The sequence below is a fragment of the Variovorax gossypii genome (assembly GCF_003965815.1).
Classification (GTDB): Bacteria; Pseudomonadota; Gammaproteobacteria; order Burkholderiales; family Burkholderiaceae_C; genus Variovorax; species Variovorax gossypii.
In genome coordinates this window covers 214,686-228,117 of record NZ_RXOE01000007.1, presented here as the reverse complement: position 1 = coordinate 228,117, position 13,432 = coordinate 214,686, and the positions used below count along the sequence as shown (strand labels likewise).

The following is a 13,432-nucleotide window of genomic DNA, read 5'->3' as shown; positions in this document are numbered from 1 at the left end:
CGCGGGCGCCCGCCCGGAAGGCCGCATGCCGCGTCGCGGGGCATGCGGCCTTTTTTCTTGCTCATTCAGGCCTAAGACGGCCGCCTGCACGTTTCGCCGCCGGGACGTACATTGGCCAGCCCCATCGTCCCGAAAGCCACCATGCCGATTCCTTCGTCCAGCGCGTCCAGGGCTCACCTGCTCGCCGCCGTTGCCGCCCTTTGCCTGACAGCCGCCCTGCCGACTGTCGCCTCGGCCCAGAGCGCCGAAACCGTCCGCATCCGCGGCACCCTCGTTCGCGTCGATGCCAGCACCCTCGTGGTGCAGGACCGCGGCGGCGAGGTCGTCTCGCTCGCCCGCCCTGCCGACCTGGCCGTCTCCGAGGTCTATCCGATCAAGCTCTCCGACATCAAGCGCGGCAGCTTCATCGGCACCGCCGCCATGCCGCAGGCCGACGGCACGCAGAAGGCGCTCGAAGTGGTGGTTTTTCCCGAGGCGGCGCGCGGCACCGGCGAGGGCCATCGCCCCTGGGACCTGCTGCCGCAGAGCACCATGACCAACGCCACCGTCGCCGACCTGGCCGCGGCGCCGAAGTCGGTGCGCGGCGGCCAGCAGCTGCACCTGACCTACAAGGGCGGCGAGAAGACCGTCGTCGTGCCACCCGACGTGCCGGTGGTCACCTTCCGTCCCGGTACCGATGCGCTGCTGGTGCCCGGCGCCCGCGTGCTGGTCAACGCGCAGGAGAAGAACGGCACGCCCACGGCGCTGCGCGTGACGGCCGGGCGCAACGGCTTCGCGCCGCCGATGTAGGCGAGGCCGCGAGCGGGAGGCCCGGCGGGCATCCAAGGGAAATCCCGCAGGCAATTTTGTCGTTGCGGCGCTCCGGCGCGGCGTATCGTGGCGAGGGATTTTTGCCGTCAGGCTTGGTCCTCGCCATCCATACGTCCAACGTCACAGGAGATTCCGCACCATGGCCACTGCCAAGAAAGCCGCCGCGAAGAAGACCACCGCCAGCAGTAGCAGCAGCACCTCCAGCGCGAAGAAGGCGGCACCGAACGCCGCGGACATGCTCAATCCGCTGAAAGGCATGGCCGACAGGCTGCAGAACCTCAACCTGACCGGCGGCGCCGGCAAGCTGCTGGAGAGCGGCCGCAAGGACCTGGCGGCGCTGATGCAGGCCAACGAGAAGTCCTACCAGGGCCTGCAGACCGTCGTGGCGCGGCAGACAGAGATGATCAAGAGCGCCATTTCCGAGTGGCAGGCCGCCGCCAAGGAAATGCCCGGCAAGGACCCGAAGGAAAACCTCGCCAAGCTCGACGAGCTCGGCCGCCAGTCGTTCCAGCGCGCGATCGACGACATCAAGGAGCTGGCCAATCTCGCGGCCAAGTCGCAGGCCGACGCCTTCGACGTGGTGCGCCAGCGCATCCAGGCCAACGTGGACGAAGTGACGAAGCTGCTGCAGCGCAAGTAAGAGCCCGCAGGCAGGAACAAGCCGGAGCCGCAAGCATGACCACGGTCGCGCCGCGCGTGGAGCGGCGCTCGCGCGCCAACGACATCGAGCTGGCCTGGGACAGCTTCGGCGACCCGGCCGGCTCGCCGCTGCTCCTGGTCATGGGCCTCGGCGCGCAGATGGTGGCGTGGGACGACGCCTTCTGCGCCCGGCTCGCCGAGGCCGGCGGGCACCGCGTGATCCGCTTCGACAACCGCGACATCGGCCACTCGACGCACCTCACGCTGCTGGGCGTGCCCGACATCCAGGCGCTGATGGTGCAGGCGATGGCCGGCCAGCCGCTGCGGACGCCCTACAACCTGCGCGACATGGCGGCCGACTGCGTCGGGCTGCTCGACGCGCTGGGCATCGAGCGGGCCCACGTCGTGGGCGCCTCGATGGGCGGCGCGATCGGGCAGGAGATGTGCATCCACCACGCGCGGCGGATGCTGTCGTTCACCAGCATCATGTCGAGCACCGGCGCGCCGGGCCTGCCGCCGCCGACGCCCGAGGCGATGGCCGTGCTCTTCTCGCCCGCGCCGACCACCTTCGATGCCTACCAGGCGCACCACGCCAAGGTGTGGCGCATATTGCGCGGCCCGGCGAGCTTTCCGCTGGACGAGGCGCGCGATGCCGAGAAGGCGCAGCTCGTCTTTCTGCGCGGACTCAACCCGGCCGGCGTGGCGCGGCAGCTCGCCGCCATTCTGGCCTCGGGCAACCGCAAGCCCGCGCTGCGCGAAGTGCGCGTGCCGACGCTGGTGATCCACGGCGACGACGATCCGCTGGTGCCGGTGGCCTGCGGCGTGGACGTGGCCGATGCGATTCCGGGCGCGCAGCTGCTGCGCATCCCGGGCATGGGGCACGCGCTGCCGATCCCGATGTGGCCGCAGATCGTCGACGCCATCGCGGCGCACACGGCGCGGCACGCGGGCAGCTGAGACAGCAGGCACGAACGGAACAAGGCGACAGACAAGAAGGGAGCTTCCGCCATGACGAACAAGTTCTCTCCCCTCGACCCGATGGCCATGTGGCGCGAACTCACGGCCCAGTGGGAAAAGAGCACCAACGAATTCGCCAACGAAACCATGGCCTCGGACCCGTTCCGCCAGGGCATGCACGGCGGCATGAACGCCTCGCTCACCGCGCAGAATGCGCTGGGCGACCTCATGGCGCGCTACCTCACGATGCTGAACCTGCCCACGCGCGCCGACCTGCAGGTGCTCGGCGAGCAGCTGCAGCGCATCGACGACCACCTGGCGCGCATCGCCCGCGCGGTGGAAGGCGGGAACGCGTCCTCCGCCGCGACCGCCAAGGCAGCGCCGGGGCCGCGCCGCACCCGCCAGCCACCTGCGGCCGCGCCTGCGCCGACGGCATCGAAAGCCCCCCCAGCACCGGCCCGTACGCGCAAGCCCGCCGGAAAGCGCCCGTCATGACCGCAGCGGCAGACGACACCTTCGCCCTGCCCGACATCGCCGCCGAGATCGAGCGCGCGATCCAGCGCAACATCAAGGGCCTGGACTTCCTCGCCTCGACCGCGCCCTCCGTCGGCCAGACGCCCAAGGACGAAATCCACCGCCGGGGCACGCTGAGCCTGTACCACTACAGGCCGATGGTCGACGAGATCTACCGCGTGCCCCTGCTGATCGTGATGGCGACCACCAACCGCGGCTACATCCTCGACCTCGCGCCGGGCCAGAGCATGGTCGAGCACCTGCTGCTGCGCGGCTACGACGTCTACATGATGGACTGGAACGCGCCGCGCCCGCAGGAGAAGTACCTGCGCATCGAGGACTACGTGCTCGACTTCATCCCAGACTCGATCCGGCACGTGCAGGAGCGCTCCGGCGAGGAAGACATCACGCTCGTGGGCTACTGCATGGGCGGCGTGCTCTCCACGCTGTACGCCGCGCTGCACCCCGACGGGCCGATGAAGAACCTCGCGCTCTTCACCACGCCCGTCGACTTCAGCCGCATGAAGCTGTTCCACGCATGGTCGGACCGCCGCTACTTCGATGTCGACCGGCTCATCGACACCGTGGGCAACGTGCCGCCCGAGATGCTCTTCACTTCCTTCGACATGCTGCGCCCCGCGGGCCGGAGCGCCGGCATGGTGCAGCTGTGGGACAACATGGACAACGACGAGTTCGTCAAGTCGTACCGCATGTTCGACCGCTGGGGCAACGAGATGCTGCCGCTGGCCGGCGAGTACTTCCGCCAGACCGTCAAGGAACTGATGTGGGGCAACAAGCTGCTCAAGGGCGAACTGGTGCTCGGCGGGCGCAAGGTGCAGCTGAAGAACATCAAGGTGCCGGTGCTGCACGCGCTCGCGCAGCACGACCACATCGTTCCGTACGAGGCCGGCCAGCCGCTCGTCGCCGGCATAGGCTCCACCGACAAGGAAGAGGTGGTGCTCAAGGGTGGCCACGTCAGCCTCGCCGCCGGCCCGAACGCCGTGCGCAGGCTGTGGCCCAAACTCGACGAATGGCTTGGAGTGCGATCGACATGAGCATCACCATCGTGACCGACTCTTTCTCGCGGACCTACCCGCGCACCGTGACGAGCAGCGAGGGCAGCATCGTCCTGCGCCTCATGGGCGCGGAAGACGCCGGCGCCGTGCTCGCCTTCGCGCAGGCCTTGCCGGCGCACGACCTGCTCTTTTTGCCGCGCGACATCACCCAGCCCAAGGTGATGAGCGCCTGGGTGCGCGCCATCGAGCGCGGCGACATCGACAGCGTGCTCGCGGTGCGCGACGAGGCGGTGCTCGGCTGCGCGGCGGTGATCCGCGATCCGCATTCCTGGTCCAGCCACGTCGCCGAGCTTCGCGTGCTCGCCGCACCCGAGCTGCGAGGCAGCGGCCTGGGCCACAAGCTCGCGCGCGAGGCCTGCGCGCTGGCCATCGAGCGCGGAGCGGAAAAGCTCGTCGCCCGCATGACCGTCGACCAGCGCGGCGCCATCGCCGTCTTCCAGGCCCTGGGCTTCAAGCCCGAGGCGCTGCTGGGCAAGCACGTGAAGGACCGCCAGGGGCTGACGCACGACCTGGTGGTGCTGAGCCAGGACGTGGCGCGGTTCGAGGCGCAGATGCGGGCGTATGGGATGGGCGAGGCGCTCGGGGGCTGAAGTGCCCCTTCGCACGGGCCGGCGGGGGCGGAAACCGCCGGCCTTTTAAAATCGCGGATTCCCCCCGCAGATTGCCCACCTTGTCTTTCGTAGCCGAAACCCGCCGCCGCCGCACCTTCGCGATCATTTCCCACCCTGACGCCGGCAAGACCACGCTGACCGAAAAGCTGCTGCTTTTCTCCGGCGCGATCCAGATCGCCGGCTCGGTGAAGGCGCGCAAGGCCTCGCGCCATGCCACCTCCGACTGGATGGAAATCGAGAAGCAGCGCGGCATTTCCGTGGCCTCGTCGGTGATGCAGATGGTCTACCGCGACCACGTCATCAACCTGCTCGACACGCCCGGCCACAAGGACTTCTCGGAAGACACCTACCGCGTGCTCACCGCCGTCGACTCGGCGCTGATGGTGATCGACGCGGCCAACGGCGTGGAAGCGCAGACGCGGCGGCTGATCGAGGTCTGCCGCCAGCGCGACACGCCCATCATCACCTTCGTCAACAAGATGGACCGCGAAGTGCGCGAGCCGCTGGACATCCTCGACGAGGTGGAGCGCGAGCTGGGCATGCCCTGCGTGCCCATGACCTGGCCCGTGGGCCAGGGCAAGAGCTTCCGCGGGATCATGAACCTGCGCACGCAGGCGATGACGGTGTTCGAGTCGGGCAGCGAGCGGCTGCCGCAGGACTTCGAGACCATCCCGCTCGCCGAGCGCGACACGCTGGTCAAGCGCTTCGGCGCCGACTTCGAGACCGCCATGGAAAGCATGGAGCTCGCCACCGGCGCATCGCCCGCCTGGGACCGCGAGGCCTTCCTGGCCGGCAAGCAGACGCCCGTGTTCTTCGGCTCCGGCGTGAACAACTTCGGCGTGATGGAAGTGCTCGACGCGCTGGTCGACCTGGCGCCCTCGCCGCGCTCGCGCACCAGCACCACGCTGGTCAACCGCCAGCCGGTGGTCAAGGAGATCCAGCCCGAGGACAAGGACTTCGCGGGCGTGGTCTTCAAGGTGCAGGCCAACATGGACGCCAACCACCGCGACCGCATCGCCTTCGTGCGCATGGCCTCGGGCAAGTACACGCCGGGCATGAAGCTGAAGGTGCAGCGCACCGCCAAGGAACTGCGCCCCACCAGCGTCGTGACCTTCATGAGCCAGCGCCGCGAGGCGGTGGAAGAGGCCTACGCGGGCGACATCGTGGGCTTCACCACGCACGGCGGCGTGCAGCTGGGCGACACCATCACCGACGGCGCGAGCCTGCAGTTCACCGGCCTGCCCTTCTTCGCTCCCGAACTCTTCATGACCGTGATCCTGAAGAACCCGCTGCGCACCAAGCAGCTGCAGCAGGGCCTGGCCCAGCTCGGCGAGGAAGGCGCGATCCAGGTGTTCCGCCCCGAGATCGGCGGCCCGATGCTGCTGGGCGCGGTCGGCCAGCTGCAGTTCGAAGTGGTGCAGCACCGCCTGAAGGCCGAGTACGACGCCGACGTGAAGCTGGAGGGCTGCCAGTACACCGGCGCGCGCTGGATCACGGCCGACACGCCGGCCGAGCTGCGCGAGTTCGTCAACGCGTACCCGCAGCGCATGGCGAAGGATGCGGCCGACACGCTGGCCTTCCTGTGCACCTCGCCGTACGACGTGCGGCTGGCGCAGGAGCGCTTTCCGAAGATCCACTTCCATCCGCTGCGCGAGCATGCGGGGCTGGCGCTGCAGAGCGCGGGATAGGCATTCGCCATGGAAACCTACATCCAGGTGGCGGGGCTCGGCGACTTGACCGAAACGATCGTCGAGCAACGCGCCGCCCTGACGATCACCGTCAAGGCATCGAAGACCGAGGTGGCACTGGCCGAAGCGACCAAGCTGCGCAACGACGCGATCCGGACGCTGAAAGAAGCCGGCCTCACGCCTGACGAGATCACCGAAGGCGGGCGCGACGCCTGGCAGCCCTGGTATCTGAAGCGCAGCGTGGGCCAGGAAGTGGCGCACCGCGTGCTGATCGCCTGCAAGGAAACGCGCCGTCTCTATCAGGCACTCGACGCGCTCGAACCGCTGTTCACGAACTCGCGCTACACCATGGGCGTCGACATGCAGCAGCCCCGCTTCGAAGCGCAGGACGACGCGGAAGCCGAGGCACGCATGGCCGCGATCCGGCATGCGCGCAGCAAGGCGTCGATTCTTGCGAAGGAAGCGGGTGTCACGCTGGGCGCGGTCGCGCAGGTCGAGGAGCTTGGTTCGCAAGCGGACAACTCGGGTGCCTACGGCGATCGCAACTGGGGGTATGCGGGTGGTGCCGTGGCACTGGCGTCCGCCGGCCCTGGGGACGACTTCGAGGAATTGGCGGGAGCCAGGCGCACACGAACGCTGCGCTACCGCGTGCGCTTCCTGATCGGCTGAGGCCTTCTCAGCTCCCCGTCGAAGCGTAGTGGCGCAACCCGATGCGCCACACCCCGAACGCCGCCGCGAGAAACACGCCCCCCGCGAGCGGCGACACCAAGCCCACCCATGCCGGCGCACCGAGCGGATCGGCCTTCCCCAGAATCGCCAGCACCGGGTAGTAGGCCACGCAGGCCAGCGGCACGATGAAGGTCAGCACGCGCCGGAACCATCGCGCATAGAGCGCCAGCGGGTACTGCGCCGCCTGCACGCCGCCGTAGGTCAGCACGTTCGCGATCTCCAGGCTCTCGACGGTCCAGAAGGCCAGCGTGCCCTGCAGCACCAGGATGCCCAGGAACAGCGCCACGCCGCCCGCGACGGCAAGCAGCGCGATGGCGACGGCGCCCGGTGTCCACGCGATGCCCATCTGCTGCGTCGCGAACGCAATCATCGCCAGCCCCTGCAGCAGGCGGCCCAGCCGGCTGATGCGGAAGTCGTTGCCCATGAGCTGCAGCGAGAGCGGACGCGGACGCAACAGCAGGCGGTCGAAGGCGCCGGTGCGCAGGAACTCGGTGCCCAGCACGTCGAAGCCGCGCCCCAGCGCATCGGCCAGCGCGAACATGCAGTTCACGAGACCGTAGAACAGCGCCACCTCGCCGATGCGCCAGCCCTGCACGTCGCCGAATCGGTGGAACAGCGCCCACACGGCGACGGCCTCGATGCCGGTGCCGAGGAACTGGCCGACCGTCGTCATCAGCGCCGAGGCCGGGTAGCGCGCCTGGCCGCCGATGGACGCGCCCACCAGCCGGAAGAAAAGCGGAATCGATCCCATCGCCCTCACCCGCCCTGCACCTGGAGGCTGCGCATCGTGCGGCCCATCGCCATGTGCCCCAGCGCCACGAGCACGGCGATCCAGAAGACCTGCAGCCCCAGCCCGCCGACGGCCTGCCAGCCCTGCAGCTGCCCGAAGTAGAGCCGCGCCGGAATGTCCATCAGCCCGGCCAGCGGCTGGAGCAGCAGCGCGGCCTGCCAGGCGTCGGGCAGCATCGCGAGCGGCAGCAGGTTGCCCGAGAACACGATGACCACGGGCGTGGTCACCGCGCTGATGCCGCGTTCGTTGAGCGCGGCGGTGGCCGCGACGTTCAGCAGCATCACCATCGACGTGGAGAGCAGCAGCGCGAAGACCGACGAGAGCGCGAAGGCGAGCCCCGCCGCCGCGCCCGCCGGGAGCTGCCATGCCCACTCGCCCAAGCCGAGCAGCGGCAACGCGACCATCGCGAAGGCCGCCATCAGCGCGATGCGCGGCAGCACGCGCGCGGCGATCCAGCCGGCGCTGCGCACGAACCACAGCGCATAGGCGTCCACGGGGCGCAGGCGGTCGTAGGCTACGGCGCCGGTGCGCACCGCCTGCGCCACTTCCGGATCGCCCAGCCAGGGCAGGAGCACGAGCAGCCCCTGCGCCAGCCATGTGTAGGTGACGGCCTGGGCGAGCGACATCGACGTGCTGGCGCCCGAGGCTGTCGCGCCGCCATAGAAGGCCGCGAACACCATCACCTTGATGCCGCCCCACCAGCACTGCGCGGCGAAACCGGCGAGCGCGGCGGTGCGGTACTGCAGCATCTGCTGGAAGCGCGATGCGAAGGCCGCGATGTAGGGCCGCGCGAGATCGTGCGGGCTCATCGCCGTCATGCTTCGGCGGCTCCGTGCATGGCGTAGAAACGCGCGATCACGGCCTCGATCGCCAGGCCTTCGAGGCGGATGTCCTCCACCGCGTGCGCGGCGGCGATGCGCGCGATGAGCGCCGGTGCCGCGGTCTGCGCCGGATCGAAGTCGAGCACCAGCGTCTGGCCGTCGCGCGAATGCACCCGTGCGCCGTCCACCTGCGCGGGCAGCTCGGCGCCCTGCGCGAAATCGACGACGAGGCGGCGCTCGGCCATCACCTGCGCGCGCAGCGCCTCGACCGGGCTGTCGGCCAGCACGCGGCCGTGGCCGATGATGATCACGCGCCGGGCCAGCGCCTCGATGTCGTGCATGTCGTGCGTGGTCAGCAGCACGGTGGTGCCTCGCTCGCGGTTGGCGCGGCGCACGAAGTCGCGCACGGCCAGCTTCGAAGGCGCGTCGAGGCCGATGGTCGGCTCGTCGAGGAACAGGATGTCGGGCTCGTGCAGCAGCGCAGCAGCGATCTCGGCGCGCATGCGCTGGCCCAGCGAGAGTTGCCGCACCGGCTGCGCGAGCACGCGCTCCAGGTTCAGCAGCGCCACCAGTTCGTCGCGCGTGCGGCGGTAGCGCGCCGAGTCCACGCGGTAGATGTCGCGCAGCAGGTCGAAGCCGTCGCCCACGGGCAGGTCCCACCACAGCTGCGTGCGCTGGCCGAAGACCACGCCGATGCGCGCCACGTGGCGCTCGCGGTCGGTGAAAGGGTCGCGCCCGTCGATCTCCACGCGCCCGCCGTCGGGCCGCAGGATGCCCGAGAGGATCTTGATGGTGGTCGACTTGCCCGCGCCGTTCGGCCCGATGAAGCCCAGCAGCTCGCCGCGCTCCAGCGAGAACGACACGCCCGAGAGCGCCTCCACCGTGCGATGACGGCGCTGCACGAGGCCGCGCAGCGCGCCCATCACGCCGGGGTCGCGTTCGGAGATGCGGTAGGTCTTGCGGAGGTTGTCGACGAGGATGTGGGGCATGGAGAGCGCCGCGCCGGCCTCGAGGGCACGGCGGGGGCGGGATGCTACACGAAAGCACCGGTACGATCGCTGCTCCTTCCGGTTCGATCGCCATGCCCCCATCGCTCCCCCAGCCTCCGCTGCCCTCCTCGCCCCACCACCTGCTGCCGCTGTCCCGCTGGGAGGCTGCCGCGCGCGACGCCCTCGTCGGAGTCTTCACCGACATCGACGACACGCTGACCCACGACGGCGCGATCACGCCCGACGCGCTGCAGGCGCTGGGCGAGCTCAAGGCGGCGGGGTTGTCGGTGGTGGCGATCACGGGCCGCCCGGTGGGCTGGAGCCTGCCCTTCGTGAACAGCTGGCCCGTCGATGCCATCGTGGCCGAGAACGGCGCGGTGGCGCTGCTGCCTTCGGCCGACGGCCGCGTGGAGAAGCGCTACCAGCAGGACGAGCCCACGCGCGTCGCCAACTTCGCGCGCATGCAGGCCGTGCTGGAGCGCATCGAGCGCGAACTGCCGGGCGTGGGCCGCGCCACCGACTCGCCGGGGCGCGAGACCGACATCGCCATCGACCACAGCGAGTTCGTGCAGCTGAGCGACGCCACCATCGCGCGGGTGGTGGCGCTGATGCGCGGCGAAGGCATGCACGCCACCGTGAGCAGCATCCACATCAACGGCTGGTACGGCGACAACGACAAGCTCGAAGGCGCGCGCTGGATCGCACGCGAACTGTGGGGCCGCACGCTCGACGACGAGATGGACCGCTGGGCCTACGTGGGCGACTCCACCAACGACCAGCTGATGTTCCGCAGCTTCGCGCACAGCATCGGCGTGGCGAACGTCGCGCGCTTCGTGCCGCAGCTCGAGCACCTGCCGCGCTACGTGACGCAGGGCGAACGCGGCACGGGGTTCGCCGAGGCGGCGCGCGCGATTCTCTCGGCCCGGGCCGCCCACCCCGAGCGCTGAGCATCTCGCTGCGCGACACGGCGCAGCGAACAAACAACACACGGACGAAAAAAAGCCCGCGCGAGGCGGGCGAAAAGGACCGGTGAAGGCTCCTTGGAGAAAGGGTTGCGTGTAGCCGCCGGGGCTCAGAAGGCGTGGCGGATGCCGAACTCGTAGCCGGTCGACGTCTTGGGCTGCAGCGCCACGCGGTTGTACGTGGCGACGTACGACGGGCCGGCACCGACCGTGTTGCCCGCGCCGTTCTTGTTGCTGACGCGAGCGACCGTGGCGTAGAGCGCGGTGCGCTTCGACAGGTTGTGCACGTAGCCCAGCGAGAACTTGTTGGACTTCGGATCGGGAGCGTTCACCGCGAAGAGGGCCGGCGCGCGGTTGAAGTCGTACTTGACCTGCGAGTACGAGGCGCGGATCTGGCCCGGGCCGATCGGCACGGTCACGCCGATCAGGTAGCCGGTCAGGTCCGTGCTGGGCACGCGGGTGAAGACGTTCAGCGGATCGCGCTGATCCTTCGAGCGCGAGTACTCGCCGAACACCTTGGCCACGCCGAAGTCGTAGGTCGCGCCGAGATTGAAGGTCTTGATCTTGCCCGGGCGCGCCACGGCGGCCGCGCCGGTGCCGGTGGTGAAGCTGGTGTCGTTCTGCGCGTAGCTGGCGGCGACGTCGAACGGACCCGAGGCATAGCCGACACGACCGCCGATGTGGCGGCCGGTGTTGGTGCGGTCGGCGCCGGCCAAAGTGTCGGGCGACGTGCGGGTGATTTCGTGGAAGCTGTAGCCCACGTTGCCGTAGAAGCCGCCCAGGTTGCGCGGCAGGAAGTACTGAACCATGTTGCCGGCGCGCTTGTACGTGCTGTTGCTGCCGTAGCCGGTGCCCGACACGCTGGCTTCGTTGGCGTCGATGATCAGCGAGCCGCCGATGCCGGTGTCGGCGAACGGGTCGAACTGCTCGTCGTTCAGCACGGTGGCGGTCTTGTCGCGGCCCAGGCGGATTTCACCGAAGCCGCCGGCAATGCTCACCGTCGAGCGGCGGGTGAAGTTGGAGACGCCGGTGGCGCCGTCGTCGTTGGTGATCGGGGCTTCGAGCCAGAAGCTGGCCGACAGGCCGCCGCCCAGGTCTTCCACGCCGCGGAAGCCGAGACGGCTGGAGCTCAGGCCCGAATTGGCCAGTTCGCTGCGGCTGGCCTTCACGCTGTAGAAGGGGGTGAAGGGGGTAGCCGGGATCGACTCGCTCTTGTTCGACACGTTGCGGTAGGCGGCATCGACCACGCCGAACAGCGTCACGGTCGATTGCGCCGATGCGGCACCGCAGGCCGCCATGGCAGCCAGAACAAGCAGGGATTTCTTCATTCGTATCACTCCAGGATGGGGAAGTTGCCGCTCCGATTCAGATGCAGCTGTTAAGAGCCCGGGCTTTCACGCCACAAGACTGCATCGGAGTGTTTCCACCGTGGAAGACAAACGAATTACATAGGGTAAACACTTGGCCGTCGAAGGGCCAAGGCTCTTGACATGAGTGTCCTGACTGTTTCCTGACCCGAAGCGCCTCGCGGCTATTCGCTCACTGGCAGCTCGCGCAAGCGCCGACGCAGGCCCGCCCACTGGTTCCAGACACCGAAGGCGGCGGTCAACAGCAGCACCGCTGCATAGCCTTCGGTGGTGTTCAGCAGACCCAGCGGCGCCACCAGGAAGCCCGCCAGCATCGCCGGCAGGCTGAACGCGAGATAGCTCACGACGAAGATCGCAGCGAACAGTTCGCCGCGCTCGTGCGACTGCGCCATCGGCGCCAGCGTCTGCACCAGCGCGGAAAACGCGCCGCCGAAGCCCAGGCCCGCCACCGCCGTGCCGACGAAGAACAGCGCGAGCGAGCGCGTTGCGAGCGAAGCCAGCAGCAGCACCAGCCCTGCGGCGATGCTCGCCATGCCGAGGATGACGGGCTTCGGCGCGGCAAAGCGCGCGAGCAAGGTGGGCGCGATCGCCCCCATGCCCGACAGCACCGCCACCGTGAGGCCGTTGACCACGCCGTTGTCGATGCCGAACACGTGCAGCATCAGCGAAGGCGCCAGCGACAGGTACAGCCCACCGAGCGCCCACACCACGACGAACACCGGCAGCCCGCGAGCGAACTCGGCCCTGGCCTGGGCGGGAATCGACACGCGCGGAACCAGCGAGGCCAGCGCACCTGCACGCGGCGTGACGGTCTCGGGCATCCACAGCACCACCGCCGCACCCAGCGCGAACACCGCGGCCAGCACGCCGAACACCAGCATCACAGGCTGCAGCGAGAACTTCACCGCCACGCCCGTCAGCAGCGCGCCCAGGGCCAGACCGGCCAGCGGCGACACGCTCGTGATCATCGCGCCCAGCCGCTTGCGCGCGGCCGGCGCGGCCTCGACCACCGCCGCGCTCAGCGCGCCGCTCGCGACGCCGGTGGCAATGCCCTGCACCACGCGCGCGGCGATCAGCCCGCCGATGCCGTTCGCGAGCAGGAAAAGCCCCATCGCCACCGCCTGCAGCACCAGCGCCGCCAGCACCACCGGCCGCCGCCCGATGTGGTCCGACAGCGAGCCCGCGATCAACAACGAAACCAGCAGCGCGATCGCATAGACAGCGAAGGCCACCGTGAGCAGCGAGGACGAGAAGTGCCACGCATGCTGGAACACCACGAAGAGCGGCGAAGGCGCGGCAGCCGCGAAGAAGAAGGCGAACAGCACCGCGGCCAGCAGCGGAAAGGCAGCGCGTTGCGGCAGCCGCCAGGGCTTTGAACGGGCGGCGATCTCGGCGGTGGCGGATGCGAGTTCGGGGCAGGAGGACGGCATGGCGAATCCTTAATGCAACTTTTTTTGCTTTTGCGATTCTATACCTGAGA

14 protein-coding genes are annotated in these 13,432 nt (G+C 69.2%); 9 read left to right on the top strand and 5 right to left on the bottom strand.

What is annotated here, in order from left to right; translation table 11 throughout:
• Positions 1–141: 141 nt before the first annotated feature.
• From EJP69_RS23330 to EJP69_RS23295, 8 genes are all read left to right on the top strand, one after another.
• Positions 142–789 (top strand): single stranded DNA-binding domain-containing protein, encoded by a 648-nt coding sequence (locus tag EJP69_RS23330; protein WP_093304614.1) that lies wholly within the window; start codon positions 142–144, stop codon positions 787–789.
• Positions 790–949: 160 nt separating this feature from the next.
• Positions 950–1,450, top strand: a complete 501-nt coding sequence (gene phaP, locus EJP69_RS23325; protein WP_093205828.1) for a TIGR01841 family phasin — start codon at positions 950–952, stop codon at positions 1,448–1,450.
• A gap of 35 nt (positions 1,451–1,485) precedes the next feature.
• A complete protein-coding gene (locus EJP69_RS23320; protein ID WP_093304616.1) occupies positions 1,486–2,406 on the top strand; it encodes an alpha/beta fold hydrolase in 921 nt (306 codons plus the stop codon).
• A gap of 51 nt (positions 2,407–2,457) precedes the next feature.
• Positions 2,458–2,901 carry a hypothetical protein gene (locus EJP69_RS23315; protein ID WP_093304618.1) on the top strand — a complete coding sequence of 148 codons (444 nt, stop codon included), beginning with the start codon at positions 2,458–2,460 and terminating at the stop codon, positions 2,899–2,901.
• Positions 2,898–3,974, top strand: a complete 1,077-nt coding sequence (locus tag EJP69_RS23310) for an alpha/beta fold hydrolase (RefSeq protein WP_093304620.1) — start codon at positions 2,898–2,900, stop codon at positions 3,972–3,974. The genes EJP69_RS23315 and EJP69_RS23310 overlap by 4 nt, the downstream gene beginning before the upstream one ends.
• Entirely contained in the window at positions 3,971–4,585 is a 615-nt protein-coding gene (locus EJP69_RS23305) for a GNAT family N-acetyltransferase (protein WP_093304622.1), read from the top strand. Before EJP69_RS23310 ends, EJP69_RS23305 begins: the two co-directional genes overlap by 4 nt.
• Positions 4,586–4,665: 80 nt before the next feature.
• Entirely contained in the window at positions 4,666–6,294 is a 1,629-nt protein-coding gene (locus tag EJP69_RS23300; protein WP_093205838.1) for a peptide chain release factor 3, read from the top strand.
• 9 nt (positions 6,295–6,303) lie between these two features.
• On the top strand, positions 6,304–6,963 hold the full coding sequence (locus tag EJP69_RS23295) for an SIMPL domain-containing protein (RefSeq protein ID WP_093304624.1): 660 nt from the start codon (positions 6,304–6,306) through the stop codon (positions 6,961–6,963).
• Positions 6,964–6,970: 7 nt separating this feature from the next.
• On the opposite strand, the gene EJP69_RS23290 is transcribed toward EJP69_RS23295, so the two are convergent.
• From EJP69_RS23290 to EJP69_RS23280, 3 genes are read right to left on the bottom strand one after another with little or no spacing between them, the layout of a single operon-like run.
• A complete protein-coding gene (locus tag EJP69_RS23290) occupies positions 6,971–7,774 on the bottom strand; it encodes an ABC transporter permease (RefSeq protein WP_093304626.1) in 804 nt (267 codons plus the stop codon).
• A 5-nt stretch (positions 7,775–7,779) separates the two neighbouring features.
• The gene (locus EJP69_RS23285) at positions 7,780–8,622 is read right to left on the bottom strand and encodes an ABC transporter permease (protein WP_126472660.1); all 843 of its coding nucleotides are present in this window, start codon (positions 8,620–8,622) and stop codon (positions 7,780–7,782) included.
• A 5-nt stretch (positions 8,623–8,627) separates the two neighbouring features.
• Positions 8,628–9,623, bottom strand: a complete 996-nt coding sequence (locus EJP69_RS23280; protein WP_126472659.1) for an ABC transporter ATP-binding protein — start codon at positions 9,621–9,623, stop codon at positions 8,628–8,630.
• Between the two features lie 92 nt (positions 9,624–9,715).
• Between EJP69_RS23280 and EJP69_RS23275 the strand changes: the two genes are divergently transcribed.
• A complete protein-coding gene (locus EJP69_RS23275; protein WP_126472658.1) occupies positions 9,716–10,570 on the top strand; it encodes an HAD-IIB family hydrolase in 855 nt (284 codons plus the stop codon).
• 125 nt (positions 10,571–10,695) lie between these two features.
• Here EJP69_RS23275 and EJP69_RS23270 read toward each other — a convergent pair whose 3' ends face one another.
• Together EJP69_RS23270 and EJP69_RS23265 are read right to left on the bottom strand one after the other, a co-directional pair.
• Positions 10,696–11,913, bottom strand: coding sequence for a porin (locus tag EJP69_RS23270; RefSeq protein ID WP_126472657.1), 1,218 nt, complete (start codon positions 11,911–11,913; stop codon positions 10,696–10,698).
• A gap of 203 nt (positions 11,914–12,116) precedes the next feature.
• Positions 12,117–13,382 carry an MFS transporter gene (locus tag EJP69_RS23265; protein WP_126472656.1) on the bottom strand — a complete coding sequence of 422 codons (1,266 nt, stop codon included), beginning with the start codon at positions 13,380–13,382 and terminating at the stop codon, positions 12,117–12,119.
• Positions 13,383–13,432: the final 50 nt, after the last annotated feature.